This window comes from Nocardia sp. NPDC050799, assembly GCF_040654015.1.
Classification (GTDB): domain Bacteria; phylum Actinomycetota; class Actinomycetes; order Mycobacteriales; family Mycobacteriaceae; genus Nocardia.
On sequence record NZ_JBFAHF010000011.1, the window covers coordinates 127,180 to 144,293 of the forward strand.

A 17,114-nucleotide genomic window follows, 5' to 3' on the forward strand; every position below is an offset into this window, starting at 1 on the left:
CGGCCGTGCCGGATCTGGATCTGAACCTGCTGGTGGCCCTACACGCCCTGCTCGAGACCAACAGTGTCACGCAGGCCGCCGAACGGCTCAACACCTCGCCACCGGCGATGAGCCGTACCCTGGCGCGGCTGCGCCGGGTCTACGACGATCCGCTGCTTGTCCGGGCCGGGCGTCAGCTCGTCCCGACTCCGCGCGCGCTCGAGCTGCGGTTCGAGGTCGGCGCGCTGGTGGAACAGGGACGGGCGCTGCTGGCGAAACCCGATACGGTCGACCCGACCGCCCTGGTACGCGGGTTCGCGTTGTACGTGGACGACGCGGTGCTGCCCGAACTCGCCGGCCGGCTGCTCACCGAGGTCCGGGCCCGGGCACCGGGAGTGACCTTGCGGTTCGTGCCCGGCGAGACGGCCGGTTCGGCGAGTGCGCTGCGCGACGGCCGGATCGACGCGCAGGTCGGGGTGATCGCGCAGGCGGATCCGCAGACCCGGGTGGAACGGGTACGCGGAGACCGGTTGATCGGGGTCGCCGCACCCGGGCATCCACTGGTGACCGAGCGGGTGACCGTGGCCGCCTACGCCGCCGCGGCCCATATCAGCATCTCGGCGCGCGGGATCGCCCGCGGCCCCATCGACGACCGTCTCGCCCTGCACGGCCGCACCCGCCGCGTCGTGGCCACTGTCCCCGATCTGACAACGGCGTTGCTCGCCGTGCGTTCCGGTGTCGCGGTGTGCCCGGCCCCCGCGGTCGTGGCGGTCACCGCGCTGCCGGCGTTGGGGCTGTGCGCGTTCGAGATCCCGCTGCCGCTGCCGGAGGTGACGATTTCGCTGGCCTGGCATCCGCGCAACACCCCCGATCCCGCGCACGCGTGGCTGCGCACCCTGGTGCGTTCGGTGCTGACAGCCGCCGATCCGGTGACCGGGACACCGCCGGGGGTGAGGGTTGCATGGGTCCCATCTGGGTAACTGCTGGGCAGAAACCTGGCGGTGACCGGCCTCTGTGGAGCACCCTGGAATACGTCGGTGTGGTGTCGGGCCGACATGGTGGGACGGGTTAGATGGGTGGTCGCATGCAGACGAAGCGGCGGAGTGATATTCGGTGCGGGCGCCGGACGATGTTGTCCGACCTGGGTATATCCGACGGTCCGGGGGGTACGGACACCGCGGAGCAGACCACCTCCGGGTACGGTTGCGGCTGCGCGCGCTGTGTGGAGGCGCAGTGGGACGCGCAGCGACTCAAGTACTGGCTGGCGAGCCGGCTGCTCGCGTTCGGCGCGGATGAGGCGGTGGTGGACCGGCGCTGCGGCCCGGTCACCGTCGACGTCTGGTGGCGGCGCGGTACCGAGCAAGGCGCGATCGAGGTGCGCACCGGCCCACTGACCCAGGAACTCGCGCAACAACATACGGACCGGCTGCGTGTGCTGGGCTGCGCGAAGGTGCTGTGGTTGTGCGCGCCCGGTTTCTGGGTGTCCCAGTTGCCCGCCCTCGGTATCGCCGATCTCGCGCCCGCCTCGTGTGAGTACCGCGCCGTGAGCGGCATGCTGGAAACCGGTCCCACCGGCTTGGTCGTGCCGAGCGCGCGGCCCTACGAATTGCGGGAGTTCCTGCGGGAGTGGGTGGCAGGCGAGGTCGCGTGGGGTTACCGCGATCATATGAAGAAAGGATGGGCGGCCGTGACCGACTGGGAGAAGCACACCAGGACCCAGGCACTGCTGCTCGAACAGCAACGTCTGGAACTGATGTCGCAGCGCACCGCGCTGGCCGTGGCCCGGCAGGCGGTGCGCGAGAAGAAGCGGCAGCTCGCCAAAACCGTCGCCCGGATGGAGCGGACGGCACAGCGCGCCCGGGAGCAGGCCGAGGCGGTGGCGGCGGTGGATCGCCGGATCGCCGATGAGCGACGGGTACATCGCGCGTTGGAGGACACCATCCGGCGTCTGCACAAAACCATCGACAACTGGCAGCTGATCACGGTTTTCGTCATGTTGTTGCTCGCGACCTTCATCGCGGCGACCATGCTGGTCAAACCCTGACGGCGACCGCCCGGCCCGATCTCGTTCCCGCCGGGCGGAGTTCAGCGCGTAGGGGCCGCCGAGTCCGCCGCGGGCGGTCTTCTGTCCAGCGCGGCGCACGCCGCGTCGAGCGCGGCCACGCGCAGTTCGTCCACCGGCGTATCGGCGAGCAGGACCAGGCAGTCGCCCAGGCCGCCCAGCGCGACGATGGCGCGGGCCCGGTCGCCGAGTCCGGCGTCGGGACCGACCAACAGGGCGGTGAGCCGACGGCGCCAGTCGACGACACGATCGAGGAAACCGAGTTCGGCCAGCGGCGCGATATCGCGGAGCAGCAGCGCGGTGATCGCGCGATGCCGGTAGGAGACGTCGAAATAGCGTCCGAGTAGTTCTCGTGCGTCCACCGGGCCGCCGCCGGCGCGGGCTTCATCCGCGGTGATGGCGGCCTCGGCATCGTCGAACAACGGTTGTACCAGGCTGCGCAGCAGCTCATCGCGCGAGGAGAAGTGGTAGTACAGCGCGGGTTTGGTGAGTCCGAGTTTTTCGGCGATCTGGCGCAGGCTCGTCTCCCGGATACCGTGCGCGGTGAAGAGTTCGAGCGCCGCGGCGTGTATGCGCTCACGGGTTTCGCTGGATCGGGGTCTCGGCACTTCCTCACCCTAGCGTGTTGACCGCCCGGTAAGTAAACTGACTTACCTACCGATAAGTAAACAAATTAGGGGATCGCTATGGACGTCCTGATTTCCGGCGCGAGCGTGGCCGGGCCCGTTCTCGCCTACTGGCTCGATCGGTTCGGATTTACACCGGTGGTCGTGGAGCGCGCCCCCTTTCCGCGGCTGGGCCTGGGTGGTCACGCGGTAGATCTCTTCGCCCCGGCGACGGCAGTGATGGACCATATGGACCTGCTCGGGCCGCTACGGGAGGCGAGTACCGAATCGACCGCGCTCCGGCTCGAACGGCCGGGCAAACGGCCCATCGCCGTGGATCTGCGCGATATCTCGGACGCTTTCGCCGACGGGCGGCATCTCGAGATCATGCGCGGGGAGCTGGCGGCGATCCTGCACGAGGCGACCGGTAGCCGGGTCGACTACCGCTTCGGTGATTCGATCGCCGAACTCACCGACCACGGTGACGGCGTGGCGGTAACGTTCGACAGTGGTGCTTCGGCCCGGTTCGACCTGGTCATCGGTGCCGACGGTGTGCATTCCAGGGTCCGGGAACTGGTCTTCGGACCGGAGGAGCGCTGGCGCCGGCATCTGGGCGCCTACTTCGCGGTGGGCACCCTCCCGAACTATCGGGAGCTCGCCGGGCTGACACTGCTGTACAACGCCGTGGACCGGATCGCCGCGATGTATCCGGTCCGGCAGACCGGCCTGGCACGTGCGGTGTTCCTGTTCCGGCGTGGCGAAGAAGCGCGGCACGACCCTCGCGATATCGATGCCCAGCGCCGGCTGCTGCGCGCCGAGTACCGCGACGAGGGCTGGGATATCCCGCTGCTGCTCGACGAGATGGACCGCGCCGAGGATTTCTATCTCGATTCCGTCAGCCGGATCCAGCTGGACACCTGGTCGCGGGGCCGGGTGGCGCTGGTGGGCGACGCCGGGTACGCACCCGGACCGGCGGTCGGGGGCGGTACCTCGCTCGCCGTGGTCGGTGCCTACCTCCTCGCCCGTGCCCTGGCCGAAGCCGGCGGCGACCATGCGGTGGCCTTTCCCGCCTACCGCGCGCAGGTCGACGCGTACGCCCAGCGGTGTCGCGAGGTCGCGCCCGCGGTGCTGCGCCGGGGCATTCCACGCTCCCGGGCCCAGCTGCTCGTCGGCGAAACGGCGATGCGCCTGCTCCCGCACCTCCCGCGCCGGCTCCGTGCCCGCCTGATGTCCGGCAGCGCGAGCAGTACGCTCTCGTCGTTCACCGTGCCCGATCCTATCGGGCAGCACCGCTAGGCGGCCCGGCGTTTTCCGCGCCGCTGCACCGAGCGGGCCCCGCCGGGGTGGGGGCCGGATGTTGCGTTGGCTACCCGGCGGTCAACCGGAACGGGCCCCGATCCCACCGCCACTCGTTACGGACCACCAGCGCGATCAGGTCCACTGTGTCGAATCCGGTATCCGCCCGCACCTGCCGTAGCGCGGGCAGCCGGACCGGGCCCTCGGTAAGCAGCTCGGTGAGCCGATCCTCGAGGCCCGCGGGCACCCGGTGGGCCGCCAGTTCCGGTTCGCCGAGGTGGCTGCCCGTCCAGAGCAACCAGCCCCAGCCGTTCTCGTGCGCCCGGGCGCGGGCCGCCGCGGACTTCATCCGGTTCACATGGAAACCGATATGCCCCAGGGGTTGTTCGTCGATCAGTACCAGGCGCCCGTCGGCGAGTTCGGCGACGACGGTCGGGAAGTGCACCTGTTCCGTGCCGTCGATCCGGTACCCGACGGCCTCGGGATATTCCTGGAAATTGCGAATCCGGTCGTCGGCGTCGAGCAGGCGGAGGAGCCGGGCCTCGAGCCCGGAGTCGAAACCGATATCACGTCCCGGTTTATACAGGTAGAACCGGCCGCGACCGTCGTCGTCCACATCGAACGTCCGTGCCGGGCCGGTGGGCAGCGGTGCGGGCGAGCCGTTTCCGGTGGGCCAGTCGATCCGGTCGAGCCAGGGCGCCGGCGGTCCGGCGGGTTCCTCGTCCATGCGCAATCGGGACAGCAGGTGGTTGGTCTTCTTGCGCCAGCCCACGATGCGCTGGGTGACGAAACCCGCGATCCGTTTCGCGTCGGCCGCGGTATGCCCCGCCAGCCGTAGCTTCAGGTAGGACAGGTCGTTCACCGCGATATCGGTATCGGTGGCGTAGGTTTCGGCCAGCAGCGCGCGAGTGAGCGCGGAATCCCGGGTACCCACGGGGTAGCGCCGGGCGTACTCGGGAACCGGCAGCCGTCCGGAGCGCGCCGTGTGCCGGAGCAGTTCGCCGACCGCCTTGGTATGCAACTGGCGGGCCCGGTCCCGCGCGAAATCCAGTCGTGCGCCGATACGGGTGAGCGTTTCGGGGCGGTCCCCGGTGATACCGAGCCGCAGTCGCAGGATCGTTGCCGCCCGTTCCCGGTCGACTGCGTAATCGTCCACCAGCTCGGCCAGGGCGTGGCCGCACTCCTCGAGTTCGAAGGACAGATGCTCACGGAGATCGTCCGGGAACGTTTCCCCGGTGTCCGTGGCGGCCGGACCATCCGGCATCACATCGCGGGCTGGTTCCGTCTGCACACACACCCCCTGTCGGGACCCGCCGGGCCGGTCGGCTCGAGTTCGTGCGGGTCAGCTTAACCGCGCCCGCCGACAACCCCGGTGGACGCGTACCGACTGTCCGGGGTCGTCCTGTGCTCTAATGAAGTTTGCCGAGTATTCGCCCTGCGCCACGACCCACCGCCGCGATCCCCGGCTCCACCGGATTCGGCGCGCCGACCCCACGATGTGGAGGATTTCGTGCTGCACACCGATATCCCGACTCGCGGCGAGATCGAAGCGCTCGCCGCCCTCACCGACGACTGGTGCGTATCGATCTACACCCCCACCGAATCGGATGCGGCCGATCCGGACCGCAACCGGATCGCGTTCTGGGACCAGGTCCGGCAGGCACTCGACCAGGTCACCGACGCGGCGGCGCGGACCGCCCTGGAGGAGGAATTCGACGTCCACATCGACGATGCCGAGTTCTGGCGCTACCAGTCGCGCACCCTGGTCGCCCTCGCCACACCGACGCGGATCCGCACCTTCCGGGTGCCCAACGAGTTGAACGCCTCCGTCACGGTGGGCGATCGGTTCTATCTCAAACGCCTGCTCCGCGCCGTCACCTTCCCGCAGTCGGCGTTCGTCCTGGCTCTGGCCGAAGGCAGCGTCCGGCTGGTGGAGATCACCGCCGATAAACCGGCGTACACGGTGCGGATACCCGGGCTGCCGGCCAACGCGGCCGCGCACGCCGGCAAATCGAGCCTGGGCGATCGGGCCCCGAAGCGCCGTGTTCAGGGGGAAGAGGGCCGCAAGATGCGGGCCCGCCAGTATGCCCGCGCCATCGACACCGAACTCCGCGATTTCCTGTCCGGCCGCCACGTGCCGCTTATCCTCGCGGCCACCGAACCGATCGACTCCCTGTTCCGGTCGGTGAACAGCTACGACGGCCTGCTCGCCGAAAGCATCTCCGGCAACCCCGAGCACGCCTCCGACCAGGAACTCGCCGAACGTTCCCGTGCGGTACTGGACCGCCACTACGCCGCGCAACTGTCCGAGCTGATCGACCTGCTGGACCGCCGGCGCAGCGAGGGCCGGGCCGCCACCGATGTCTCCGATCTCGCCCGCGCGGCCACCGCGGGTGCCGTGGACACCCTGCTCGTCGATATCGATGCGTCGGTGCCCGGTGCCGTATCCGCCGATGGTGCGGTCACATTCGCCGAACCGGAGCCGGTCGACGCGCCCGGCATCCTGGACGAGATAAGCCGTCGCGTCCTGCTCACCGGTGGCCGGGTTCTGGCCGTGCGCGCCGAGGACCTGCCCGGTGAGACGCAGATCGCGGGCATACTCCGTTATGCGGCGTAGCCGCCCGGAAAAGCCGTAGAGGCACTTTCCGATCCGTTCGGAAAGTGCCTCTCAACCGATATGAACTGGTGCGCGATACTGGGATTGAACCAGTGACCTCTTCCGTGTCAGGGAAGCGCTCTCCCGCTGAGCTAATCGCGCGAGGTGGAGACGGGAATCGAACCCGTGTGCACGGCTTTGCAGGCCGTTGCCTCACCACTCGGCCACTCCACCGCGCAAAGGGGGAAGGCATTCTATGCGCCTGGCCCTACCTCTCGAGCGGATGACGGGATTCGAACCCGCGACCCTCACCTTGGCAAGGTGATGCGCTACCAGCTGCGCTACATCCGCATTCTGCATCCCCGGCGGCCGTTTCCGTCCTCCGTGGTGCGAGACAGAACATTAGCCGACGTTCGGCGAAACCTACAAATCGCCTGGTAGATGCCGGTAAACTACAAGCTTGTCATTTTCCGCCGCTGCCGGCGTGCGGGTCGTGCCACTCGTGCGTCCGGGGCGCGGCACTCCGCTGTCAACGGGTGGGCGTAGCGGCCCCGGCCGACCCCGGTGAATGAATGACAACCGGGTGATTTGGTGACGAACGGGTGGTGCGTGTTAAAGTTCGTACTCGTTCGGAGGGCATCGAAATTCCCCCCGAGCGGTTCCCCCGGTCTCATAGCTCAGCGGGAGAGCGTCCGCCTCACACGCGGAAGGTCGCTGGTTCGATCCCAGCTGGGACCACAGTAAGTAATCGCCTCCTATCTGTAAATCAGCAGGTAGGGGGCGATTGTCGTCTCGCGCCGATTTCCGCTACCGCACCCTCGGGTTCAGTTTTCGCACCGGTTCGGAGTTCGATACCTGCGGCGTAAGTGGAGGAGTGCTCCCGCTCGCGGTATTACGTGCCGATACCCGGATATGCGCATCTGAACATGTCGACCACCCCGAGCGGCGCCTCGGCCCTGAATCACCGCAGAGCTGGTGATAGCTTTCAGGTATGGGTTTCGGGGCGGAGCCGATGGCTCGTGCGATCGCCCCGGCGCGGCTCGTTGTCGGTTCGGGGGCGTGCCGGGCCGGGATGGTCGGAATATGGGCCGGACCTGTGCTGCACTGGGCGGTGCCGTGATGACGGTCACGGTTCTTCTCGGTGGAGATGTGATGCTGGGTCGCGGTGTGGATCAGATCCTGCCGCATCCGGGTGCCCCGGAACTGCGGGAGCCTTGGGTCCGGGATGCCCGGCGTTACGTCGAGTTGGCAGAGTGGGCCCACGGCTCGATGCCGCGGCCCTGCGGTTACGACTGGGTGTGGGGTGAGGTGCCGGGCCTGCTGGATGAGCTCGCGCCCGAGGTACGCCTGGTCAATCTGGAAACCGCGGTTACCGCGGACGGTTGTTTCGCTCCCGGCAAAGCCATCCACTATCGGATGCAGCCCGGTAACCTGCCGGCGCTCACCGCGTTCGCCCCCGACGCCTGCGCGTTGAGCAACAACCATGCCCTCGATTTCGGTATCGGCGGATTGATGGACACACTCGACGCATTGGCCGGCGCGGGTATCCGGGCCGCGGGTGCGGGGGCCGACCTCGCGGCGGCGCAACAGCCCGCCGCGGTGCCGCTACCGGACGGACGCCGGGTCCTGATCGAGTCCGTATCGACCAGGTCCAGTGGGGTTCCTTCGGACTGGGCCGCCGCCACCGGCCGTCCCGGAGTACGGCGCATCGGTCACCCGTCGGCGCGGCACGCCGACGATATCGCGGCGCATCTATCGGCCCCTCGGCGTGCCGGCGATCTCACCATCGTCTCGGTCCATTGGGGTTCCAACTGGGGGTATGGAATCGGCCTGAGCGAGCGGCAGTTCGCGCACCGCCTCATCGACGCCGGTATCGATATCGTGCATGGCCACTCCGCGCACCATCCCCGGCCGATCGAGATCTACCGCGGCAAACCCATCTTGTACGGGTGCGGTGATGTGATCGACGATTACGAGGGCATCGGCGGTCACGAGTCCTACCGGCCCGAGCTGCGGTTGCTGTATCTCGTCACGCTCGGTCCCGCCGGCCCGGCCGTGCTGCGCATGCTGCCCCTCCGTATCCGTCGTATCCGGCTCGAGCGCCCGGGGCGATCGGATACACAATGGCTACGGACTCGGCTTGCCGAGATCAGCCGCAGTTTCGGCACCCGGGTCGAGATCGGGCCCGACGATCTGCTGACTGCCGGGTCGGCGGTGTGAGGCTCGAAGAGCCGGATTGCAGGTGATCGGGTGAGCTCGGTCGTTGAGCATTGTTTCCCACTTCGAGTGGCCCTCGAAGTCGTGGATTCGAAACGGCTGTCGTTCGGCAACGTTCATGCCTTTGTGTTCCGCCGGCGAATCGATCACGCTGGGCAGGCCGTGGGCCGGTCATTCGGGGAGGTCGTCGACCTGTGCGGCCGGGATCAGCTCGGGGGGCCGGTGGATGCGCAGGGGTGGGAGGTCGCCCGCGTAACGTTCGATCTGGACCAGGCAGCTGTTGACCGACGGCCCCTGGGCCAGCGAACTGGTGCCGATGTCGAGGGTGACGGTGTTCGGGTTGCCGTGGACGTCCAGTGATTCCGGGTCGTCGGGATCCAGGGGGTCGTACCAGGCGCCGGTGGCCATGTGCACGACCCCGGGCCGGACCGCGTCGGTGAGCCGGAGGCCCGCGAGGAGGGCACCGCGGTCATTGAAGACGCGGACGATATCGCCGTCGCGCAAGGCGCGGGCGGCGGCGTCGGCGGGGTGCATGCGCAGGGGTTCGCGGTCGCGGATCTTGGATTCCCGGCTGGTGGCGCCGTAGTCGAGCTGACTGTGCAGGCGGGTCGCGGGCTGGTGCGAGAGCAGGTGCAGCGGAAAGCGTTGCGCGCGGGGGCTGCCGAGCCACTCCCGGGCGGGGAGCCAGGCGGGGTGACCGGGGCAATCGGAGTAGCCGAAGTCGGCGACGGTGCGGGAGAAGATTTCGATCCGGCCCGACGGTGTACTGAGCGGATAGCGGTCCGGGTCGTCGCGGAACCGTTCGAGTACGTGGCGGCTCTCGGGGAGCCGGGGACGCAGGTCGATCGGCGCACCGGACCGGAACTCGGTGTAGTCGGGGAGGGTGATGCCGGCGGCGGCCGCGTTGTCGGCGGTCATCTGCCACAGGTGTTCCACCCACTGCCGCGCGGTGCGGCCTTCGGTGAACCGCGGGCCGAAACCCAGCCGGTCGGCGAGGGCGGCGAAGATCGCGTAGTCGTCGCGCGCCTCCCGGTAGGGCGGCAGGGCCGCGCGCATGGGGGAGAGCCAGTGATCGACCGGCGCGGCGGCGAAATCCTCGCGTTCCTGGGCGGCCGTGCTGGGTAGCACGATATCGGCCAGGCGGGCGGTGGAGGTCCAGCCGATCTCGTTGACGATGACCGTCCGCGGCCGGGTCCAGGCACGGCGTAGCCGGTTGAGGTCCTGATGATGGTGGAACGGGTTGCCGCCGGCCCAGTAGACGAGGTCGATGTGCGGATAGGTGAGAACGCGGCCGTTGTAGTCGACGGTCTCGCCGGGACGTTCCAGCATATCGGTGAGGCGCGCCACCGGCACCACCTCGGCGACCGGATTCGGCGGCTGCGGCAGGGCGGCGATCTCGAACGGCAGCCGGCGCCGCTGCATCCCGTTGGTCATTCCGCTGCCGGTGCCCATGAGGACGCCGCCGCCGGACAGGCCGATATGGCCGAGGGCGGCGGCCAGCGCCCAGGCGGTCCAATAGGTCTGCTCCCCGTGTTCGGCGCGCTGCAGGGCGTAGGGGAGCCCGATCACACAGCGTTCCCGGGCCAGCAACCGGGCCAGCTCCCGGATCTCGGCGGCGGGTACCTCCGACAGCGCCGCCGCCCATTCCGGGGTTTTCGGTTCGCCGTCCGCGCGCCCGGTCACATAGTCGGCGAAGCGGTCGAAACCGACGGTGTAGCGGTGCAGGAAGGCCCGGTCGTGCAGATCCTCGGTCAGGAGGGTGTGCACCAGTGCCAGCATGATCGCCACATCGCTGCCCGGCCGGCACGGGATCCAGCGGGCGGCGAGTACCGGCTCGAGGTCGTCGCGGACGGGTCCGATATTGATCGTGTCGACGCCGGCGGCGCGGAGGGCCGCGAGGTGGTCGCGGTAACCGTGGGCGCCGAAGCTACCGGGGTTGACCTGGGCGTTTCGCGCCGCTGCCCCGCCGAAGAAGACGATGCGGGCACAGTGCCGCGCGATCTCCTCCGTGGTGGGGGACTGCCGCGCCGCGTAATAGGCGTTCATCCCGAGCACATGCGGGATCGTGACCTCGGCGGCGGCGAACGAATAGGTGTCCACCGAGGCGGTGTAGCCGCCGAACATTCGCAGGAAGCGATGGATCTGCCCCTGGGTGTGGTGGAACCGGCCGGCGCTGGCCCAGCCGTAGGAGCCGCCGTAGATCGCGCGGTTGCCGGTTCGCTCCCGGGTGGACCGCAGGGCGCCGGCGGCGATATCCAGTGCTTCGTCCCAGTCGACCTCCACGAACGGTTCGCGGCCCCGGCGCGTGGTGTCGCTGTGCTCGCGGTCCCGGTAGTAGCCGAGCCGGACGGCGGGCCGGGCGATCCGGTGATCGGGGTCGTGGGTGGCGGTGAGCGAGCGGCCGATCGGCGAGGGGTCGGGGTCGGACCCGGTGGGCGTGACGCGGAGTTCGCCGTCGCCGGCGCGGTCGATCAGATAGTTGCCCCAGTGTGTCGCGGTCGGTAGCGGCTGCGTCATCGTGGTCCTTCGGGCGGTGGTACGGCGATCCGGGTCATCGATCACCGTACGACCGGGTCGCTGTTCGAAGCGGGGCGCGGGGTGTGACGGGGTGCGGGATCCGTGCGCCGGGCGCGCCCGGCCGCCGCGGGCCCGGGTGACCACCGTGGGGGACCCCTCGGCGGGTTCCCCGGCGATTGCTATCTTGAACGTCGTTCAAGTCATGGTATTGCGGAGGTATCCCGGTGAGCGGTGTCGACAACGAGCGGAGGCCGCGGCCCGGTATCACCGCACGCGATATGGCACAGATCGCGGTATTCGCCGCGTTGATCGCGGCGCTGGGCCTGCCGGGTTCGATCACGGTCGGATTCACCGGTGTGCCGATCACTGTGCAGACCCTGGGTGTCCTCCTGGCCGGGGCGGTGCTGGGACCGCGTAAGGGCACGGCCGCCGTGGCAGTCTTCATCGCCCTGACCATCATCGGGCTGCCGCTGCTGTCGGGCGGCCGCACCGGGCTGACCGCGCTGGCCGGTCCGAGCGCCGGCTATCTGGTCGGCTGGCTCCCGGCGGCGCTGTTCATCGGGCTGCTCACGGCGCGGATCGTGCCCAAGTACCCGGTGCTGCCCGCGCTGCTGATCAACGCGGCGGGCGGCATCGTGGTCATCTACTTCTTCGGAACCCTCGGACTGTTGCTGCGCACCGATATCGCACTGTGGCCGGCGATCACCTCGAACGGCGTGTACCTGCCCGGTGACCTGCTGAAGGTGGTCGTCGCGACGATGGTGGCCAAAGGCGTACACCGCGCCTACCCCGGGTTGATCCGTGCCTAGCCGGGAACTCGGTGGAACCGGCGACGCGCCCGCGCTCGATCTCGGCGGGCAGCGGTACAGCTACGCCGAACTCGACCGCGCCGTCGACCGCTGGATCGACCGGCACGAGCCGGGCCCGGGTGAATACGACGCCTCCACCCTTCCGGTCGCCGAAGCGCTGATCTGCGTCTGCGCGGCCGCACGGCGCGGTGTCCCGGTCGCCGTGGAGGACCCCGCCGCGCGCCCCGACCGCACCGAATGGCCGGCCTCGGCGTTCCTGCTGGTCGCCACCTCGGGGTCGACCGGCCGACCCCGGCCGCTGGCCCGCACCGCCGCCTCCTGGTACGACAGTTTTCCGGCCTTCACCGCGCTCACCGGGGTCACGGCCACCGACCGGGTCCTGCTCACCGGCCCGCTGCACGCGACGATGCATCTGTTCGGGGCCCTGCACGCGCTGTGGTGCGGGGCCTGTGTCACCGACGACCCACGGCACGCCGGCGTCGTGCACGCCGTCCCGGCGGTACTGCGCGAGGTCGTGCGTATCGCGCCCGAATTGCGCACCGCCGTCGTCGCCGGTATCGCCGCCGACCCCGGCGCGCTCGCGGCGGCCCGTCATCTGCGCGTCGTCGAGTACTACGGATCCTCCGAGGTATCGCTGGTCGCCGCCCGGCGGGTCCCCGAACCGCTGCGGTTGCTCGACGAGGTCGACGCCGAGATCCGCGACGGGTTGCTCTACGTCCGATCGCCCTACACGGTGCTCGGTGCGCCCGAATGGTTCGGTGTCGGCGATCTGGCCGTACTCGGGGACGACCGGGAACTCGCGGTCCGGGGACGCGGCGAGGCGGTGATCAATGTCGGCGGTACCACCGTCGTCGCCGAGGATGTGGAACGGGTACTGGGCGGTATCGACGGTGTGGTGGCGGCCGCGGTGATCGGTTCGGCGCATGCGGTGTTCGGCGAAACCGTCACGGCGGCCGTCCAATTGGACGGCATCGCTATCGAAGAGGTGCGGCGGCGGGCGCGCGGGCTGCTGAGCCGGGAAGCGGTGCCGCGGCGCTGGGTGCGGGTCGGTGAACTTCCCACCACGACCGCGGGCAAGGTCGCCCGGGGCCGGTTGAAAGACTTGCTGGCGTGAGTGCTGTTCCTGTTCTGGTCGCCGCCCGGCGCACCCCGATCGGTACGGCCGGGCACGCGTTCGCCGGACTGACCGTCACCGAGCTGGCCGCCCCGGTCCTGCGGGCCGTCGCCGAAGAGGTGCGCGCGGCCGGGCTGGACGACGAGATCGACGATGTGGTGCTGGGCAACTGTTTGGGCCCCGGGGGGAATCCGGCCCGGGTCGCGGCGCTGCGGGCCGGGCTCGGAACGCAGGTACCCGGCGTCACCGTGGACCGGCAGTGCGGTTCCGGGCTGGACGCGGTGATGCAGGCCGCGCTGCGGGTACGCAGCGGCGTAGACGGGTTGATCCTCGCCGGTGGCGTCGAATCCGCGAGTACCGCGCCGTGGCGGTTCTGGCCGCCGGAGCCGGAGCGGGAACCGGTGCGCTACACCCGCGCGCCGTTCGCGCCCGAAGGTTTTCCGGACCCGGATATGGGCGTCGCCGCCGATGATCTCGCCCGGCGCCGCGGTATCGGCCGGGAACGGCAGGACGCCTACGCCGCGCGCTCCCATGCCCGCGCCACCGTCACCGATTTCGGCGCGGAGCTGGTACCGGTCGCGGGGGTGAGCCGGGACCAGCGCATCCGGCCGGGAATGACCGCGCAGCGGCTGGGCCGGCTGCGGCCCAGCTTCGGCGCCGACGGCACCGCGACCGCGGGCAATTCCTGCGGGATCTCCGACGGTGCCGCCGTGCTGGCCGTGACGAGCGAGACACGCGCGGCCGGGTTGCCCGCCCTGCGGATCCTCGGTTCGGCGGTGTGCGGCTCGGATCCCGCGCTGCCCGGGCTGGGACCGGTGCCGGCGATCCGGGAGGTGCTGCGCCGCACCGGTCACTCGGTGGCCGACCTCGGCATCGTGGAGATCACCGAGGCCTTCGCCTCGGTGGTGCTGGCGGTGGCCGACGAACTGGGCTTGGACGAAGCGGTGCTCTGCCCGGAGGGTGGCGCGATCGCCATGGGTCATCCCTGGGGTGCCTCCGGCGCGGTGCTGCTGGTGCGGCTGGCGAGTCAGATGTTACGACCGGACGGGCCCGCCCTCGGACTGGCGGCCTGTGCCATCGGCGGTGGTCAGGGGATCGCCGTACTCGTGGAGCGGATGCAATGAGCGAGATCGTCTTCGATGCGGTGAGCCACCGCTACGGTGAGCGCCGGGTCCTGCGCGCAGTGGATCTGCGGATCACCGAGCGCCGGGTCGGAATCATCGGCGCCAATGGGTCCGGGAAATCGACCCTGGCCCGCATGATCAACGGCCTGCTGACCCCGACCTCGGGCACCGTCACCGTGGACGGTGTCGACGCGTCGAAGAAGGGCGCCCGGGTACGCCGCAAGGTGGGGTTCGTGTTCACCGACCCCGACTCCCAGATCGTCATGCCGACGGTCGCCGAGGATCTGGCGTTCTCGCTGCGGCGCACAGGCCTGAGCAAACCGGAGATCGCCGGGCGGGTGGCCGAGATACTGGACCGCTTCGGCCTCGCCGCCCACGCCGAACATCCGTCCCATCTCCTCTCCGGCGGGCAGAAGCAGTTGCTGGCGCTGGGTGCCGTCCTCATCCGGCGCCCGGAGGTGATCGTCGCCGACGAGCCGACCACGCTGCTGGACCTGCGCAACGCCCGCGCCGTCGCCGCGGCACTCGATTCGGTGGACCAGCAGGTGATCGTGGTGACCCATCAGCTCGGACTGCTGGACAGTTTCGAACGGGTGATCGTCGTCGACGAGGGCGCGGTGGTCTTCGACGGCACCCCCGCCGCGGCCGTCCCCGCCTATCGGGAGCTGATCGAGTGATCGGGCTGTACCTTCCCGGCCACTCGCTCCTGCACCGGATGCCCTCCGGTGTGAAACTGCTGTCGCTGGTCGCGATCATCGTGGCGGCGACCGTGCTCGTGCGAACACCCGCGCAGGTGGGTGGCGTCGCGCTCGGCGTCGCCGCGGTGTTCGCGCTCGCCCGGATCCCGTGGCGGGTGGCGCTGGCCCAGCTGCGACCGGTGGTGTGGATGCTGGTGTTCATCGCGGTGGTCCAGGTCCTGACGACCTCGCCCGCGCGTGCCACGGTGGTGTGCGGGCTGCTGCTGATCTCGGTGGCGCTGGCCGCGCTGGTCACCTTGACCACCCGGGTCACCGATATGCTGGACGCCGTCACCAGGGGGCTCGGCCCGCTGCGCCGTCTCGGCGTCGATCCCGAACGTATCGGCCTGCTGCTGGCGCTGGCGATCCGCTGTGTGCCGCTGCTGGCCGGGATCGTCCGGGAGGTGGCGGACGCCCGGCGCGCGCGCGGACTGCAGTGGTCGGTGACCGCCCTCGCCACGCCGGTGCTGGTCCGGGCGCTACGCACCGCCGACGCGATGGGCGACGCGCTGGCCGCCCGCGGAGTCGACGATGACTGAACTGCTCGCCGAGCGGATCGCGCGGCAGGCGGCCCGGGATCCGGCGGCGACCGCCGTCGTCGCCGCCCGCGAACAGGCCACCTACGGTGAATTCCTGGAGCGGGTCACCCGTACCGCCGCGGGTCTGGCCGGCGCGCACCGGGTGGCGGTACTGCCCACCTCCGATATCGGCTCACTGGTCACCGTGGCGGCGGCGATGTACGCCGGGGTCGGTGTGGTGCTGCTGCACCGCCATCTGCTGCCACGGCAGCTGGACCGGGTCCTGACGCTGTCCCGTCCCGCGCAGGTGTGCGCCGCCGCCGGACATCATCGGCTGCTGCGCCGGCTCGGCTGGACGGGGACGATCCGCACCGCGGTGGAACTGGAAACAGACGGGCCCCGCGGACGCGCGGATCCCGGCAGCGAACTACTGGTGGGGATCACCTCCGGCACCACCGGTGAACCCAAACTGTTCGTCCGGGATCAGCGATCGTGGGCGGCGACCCTGGACCGCTCCGACGCGACCTTCGATATCGGACGGGGAGACCGGGTCTCGACGCCGGGTGTACTCGATCACACGCATTTCCTCTACGGCGCGCTGCACGCGCTGACCCGGGGCGCGACGGTCGATCTGCGTCCGGTCACCGCGGCGCTGGCCGATGACCCCACCCATCTGTACTCGGTCCCCGCCATCGCCTGGGACGTGGTGCGTTCGGGCGCGGGGCCGGTCGGCAGTGTGCGCGAGGTGCTCTCCTCGGCGGCGCGCTGGCCGCGGCCGGGCCGGGCGGCCTTGCGAGAGGTACTGCCGAATGCCGCGCTCACCCATTTCTACGGGGCCTCGGAGCTGAGTTTCGTCTCGTTCGACCGTGGCCTCGGCGATACCGACGACAGTGCGGCGGGGGAACTGTTCGACGGAGTCGAGGTGGAGATCCGTGACGGTCTCGTTCACGTACGCAGCGATATGGTCTTCACCGGGTACCTGACCGAGGACGGTGTGGTAAGCGGCCCGGTCGACGGCTGGTTCTCGGTCGGCGATCGTGGCGCGTTGGCGGCCGGCAGGTTACGGCTCTTCGGTCGCGACGGCGAAATGCTCATCCGGGGCGGCCTGAATGTGGAGCCGGCGGCGGTCGAGGCCGCGCTGACCGCGATCCCCGGGGTCACCGAGGCAGTCTGTGTCGGACTCGCCGACGCGCGCTGGGGTCAGGTGCCGGTGGCCGCCGTCGTCGTCACCGGCGACGCGCCCGGCTCCGAGGAGATCCGGCGGCGGCTGCGGGCGGTGCTGCCGGCCCCGAGCATGCCGGATCGAGTGCGGGTGGTGGACCGGCTGCCGCGGACGCCGCGGGGCAAAGTGGATCGCGCCGCGCTGACCGCCCTGTTCGGCTGACACCGCGCCGGCCGGCGCGCGACGGCGACCCGCCACGCTGGGTGCGGCACCCACCCAGGAGCACAGAACCGCCGTGCGCCAGGTAATCTCGCGTCCCTGACGTAGCCGGGACTTCGGTCGAGTCGCACGGGGCGTCGAGTAGCCACCGCCGTGACT

14 protein-coding genes and 4 tRNA genes are annotated in these 17,114 nt (G+C 70.0%); 12 read left to right on the plus strand and 6 right to left on the minus strand.

Annotated features, from left to right (window positions below; genetic code table 11):
• The first annotated feature begins 5 nt into the window (after positions 1–5).
• Together AB0H42_RS14055 and AB0H42_RS14060 are read left to right on the plus strand one after the other, a co-directional pair.
• Positions 6–959: a LysR family transcriptional regulator gene (locus AB0H42_RS14055; protein WP_357054882.1), complete on the plus strand. Its 954-nt coding sequence runs from the start codon at positions 6–8 to the stop codon at positions 957–959.
• 149 nt (positions 960–1,108) lie between these two features.
• On the plus strand, positions 1,109–2,023 hold the full coding sequence (locus AB0H42_RS14060; RefSeq protein ID WP_357054885.1) for a hypothetical protein: 915 nt from the start codon (positions 1,109–1,111) through the stop codon (positions 2,021–2,023).
• Positions 2,024–2,064: 41 nt separating this feature from the next.
• On the opposite strand, the gene AB0H42_RS14065 is transcribed toward AB0H42_RS14060, so the two are convergent.
• Entirely contained in the window at positions 2,065–2,649 is a 585-nt protein-coding gene (locus AB0H42_RS14065; protein ID WP_357054888.1) for a helix-turn-helix domain-containing protein, read from the minus strand.
• A gap of 78 nt (positions 2,650–2,727) precedes the next feature.
• Here AB0H42_RS14065 and AB0H42_RS14070 point away from each other — a divergent pair, with 78 nt between their 5' ends.
• Positions 2,728–3,942 (plus strand): FAD-dependent monooxygenase, encoded by a 1,215-nt coding sequence (locus AB0H42_RS14070; protein WP_357054891.1) that lies wholly within the window; start codon positions 2,728–2,730, stop codon positions 3,940–3,942.
• Between the two features lie 70 nt (positions 3,943–4,012).
• Here the strand turns inward: AB0H42_RS14070 and AB0H42_RS14075 are convergent, their stop codons facing one another.
• Complete coding sequence (locus AB0H42_RS14075) at positions 4,013–5,233, minus strand: hypothetical protein (RefSeq protein ID WP_357054894.1); 1,221 nt, start codon at positions 5,231–5,233, stop codon at positions 4,013–4,015.
• 219 nt (positions 5,234–5,452) lie between these two features.
• Here AB0H42_RS14075 and AB0H42_RS14080 point away from each other — a divergent pair, with 219 nt between their 5' ends.
• Positions 5,453–6,559, plus strand: a complete 1,107-nt coding sequence (locus AB0H42_RS14080; protein ID WP_357054897.1) for a hypothetical protein — start codon at positions 5,453–5,455, stop codon at positions 6,557–6,559.
• Positions 6,560–6,625: 66 nt separating this feature from the next.
• Here AB0H42_RS14080 and AB0H42_RS14085 read toward each other — a convergent pair.
• From AB0H42_RS14085 to AB0H42_RS14095, 3 genes are all read right to left on the minus strand, one after another.
• Positions 6,626–6,700 (minus strand) — tRNA-Val (locus tag AB0H42_RS14085).
• A gap of 1 nt (position 6,701) precedes the next feature.
• Positions 6,702–6,772: transfer RNA gene (locus AB0H42_RS14090), tRNA-Cys, on the minus strand.
• Positions 6,773–6,816: 44 nt separating this feature from the next.
• Positions 6,817–6,889, minus strand: a tRNA-Gly gene (locus AB0H42_RS14095).
• A gap of 315 nt (positions 6,890–7,204) precedes the next feature.
• Between AB0H42_RS14095 and AB0H42_RS14100 the strand changes: the two genes are divergently transcribed.
• A tRNA-Val gene (locus AB0H42_RS14100) sits at positions 7,205–7,276 on the plus strand.
• Between the two features lie 381 nt (positions 7,277–7,657).
• A complete protein-coding gene (locus AB0H42_RS14105) occupies positions 7,658–8,758 on the plus strand; it encodes a CapA family protein (protein ID WP_357054900.1) in 1,101 nt (366 codons plus the stop codon).
• Positions 8,759–8,926: 168 nt separating this feature from the next.
• Here the strand turns inward: AB0H42_RS14105 and AB0H42_RS14110 are convergent, their stop codons facing one another.
• On the minus strand, positions 8,927–11,272 hold the full coding sequence (locus tag AB0H42_RS14110; protein WP_357054903.1) for a molybdopterin-dependent oxidoreductase: 2,346 nt from the start codon (positions 11,270–11,272) through the stop codon (positions 8,927–8,929).
• A 224-nt stretch (positions 11,273–11,496) separates the two neighbouring features.
• On the opposite strand from AB0H42_RS14110, the gene AB0H42_RS14115 reads away from it, so the two are divergent.
• The 6 genes from AB0H42_RS14115 to AB0H42_RS14140 are packed head-to-tail and all read left to right on the plus strand — an operon-like array spanning position 11,497 to position 16,958.
• A complete protein-coding gene (locus tag AB0H42_RS14115; RefSeq protein WP_357054907.1) occupies positions 11,497–12,081 on the plus strand; it encodes a biotin transporter BioY in 585 nt (194 codons plus the stop codon).
• Complete coding sequence (locus AB0H42_RS14120; RefSeq protein ID WP_357054909.1) at positions 12,074–13,195, plus strand: synthetase; 1,122 nt, start codon at positions 12,074–12,076, stop codon at positions 13,193–13,195. Before AB0H42_RS14115 ends, AB0H42_RS14120 begins: the two co-directional genes overlap by 8 nt.
• Positions 13,192–14,319 carry a thiolase family protein gene (locus tag AB0H42_RS14125; protein ID WP_357054912.1) on the plus strand — a complete coding sequence of 376 codons (1,128 nt, stop codon included), beginning with the start codon at positions 13,192–13,194 and terminating at the stop codon, positions 14,317–14,319. Before AB0H42_RS14120 ends, AB0H42_RS14125 begins: the two co-directional genes overlap by 4 nt.
• Positions 14,316–14,996 carry an ABC transporter ATP-binding protein gene (locus tag AB0H42_RS14130; RefSeq protein ID WP_357054916.1) on the plus strand — a complete coding sequence of 227 codons (681 nt, stop codon included), beginning with the start codon at positions 14,316–14,318 and terminating at the stop codon, positions 14,994–14,996. Before AB0H42_RS14125 ends, AB0H42_RS14130 begins: the two co-directional genes overlap by 4 nt.
• The gene (locus tag AB0H42_RS14135; protein WP_357054919.1) at positions 14,993–15,595 is read left to right on the plus strand and encodes an energy-coupling factor transporter transmembrane protein EcfT; all 603 of its coding nucleotides are present in this window, start codon (positions 14,993–14,995) and stop codon (positions 15,593–15,595) included. Before AB0H42_RS14130 ends, AB0H42_RS14135 begins: the two co-directional genes overlap by 4 nt.
• The gene (locus AB0H42_RS14140; RefSeq protein ID WP_357054922.1) at positions 15,588–16,958 is read left to right on the plus strand and encodes an AMP-binding protein; all 1,371 of its coding nucleotides are present in this window, start codon (positions 15,588–15,590) and stop codon (positions 16,956–16,958) included. Before AB0H42_RS14135 ends, AB0H42_RS14140 begins: the two co-directional genes overlap by 8 nt.
• Positions 16,959–17,114: the final 156 nt, after the last annotated feature.

What these genes read in the sequence shown, in the direction of transcription:
- AB0H42_RS14110 (WP_357054903.1), bottom strand. Translation starts at nt 11,272, where the DNA reads ATGACGCAGCCGCTACCGACCGCGACACACTGGGGCAACTATCTGATC.
- AB0H42_RS14130 (WP_357054916.1), top strand. Translation starts at nt 14,316, where the DNA reads ATGAGCGAGATCGTCTTCGATGCGGTGAGCCACCGCTACGGTGAGCGC.
- AB0H42_RS14070 (WP_357054891.1), top strand. Translation starts at nt 2,728, where the DNA reads ATGGACGTCCTGATTTCCGGCGCGAGCGTGGCCGGGCCCGTTCTCGCC.
- AB0H42_RS14105 (WP_357054900.1), top strand. Translation starts at nt 7,658, where the DNA reads ATGACGGTCACGGTTCTTCTCGGTGGAGATGTGATGCTGGGTCGCGGT.
- AB0H42_RS14060 (WP_357054885.1), top strand. Translation starts at nt 1,109, where the DNA reads ATGTTGTCCGACCTGGGTATATCCGACGGTCCGGGGGGTACGGACACC.
- AB0H42_RS14140 (WP_357054922.1), top strand. Translation starts at nt 15,588, where the DNA reads ATGACTGAACTGCTCGCCGAGCGGATCGCGCGGCAGGCGGCCCGGGAT.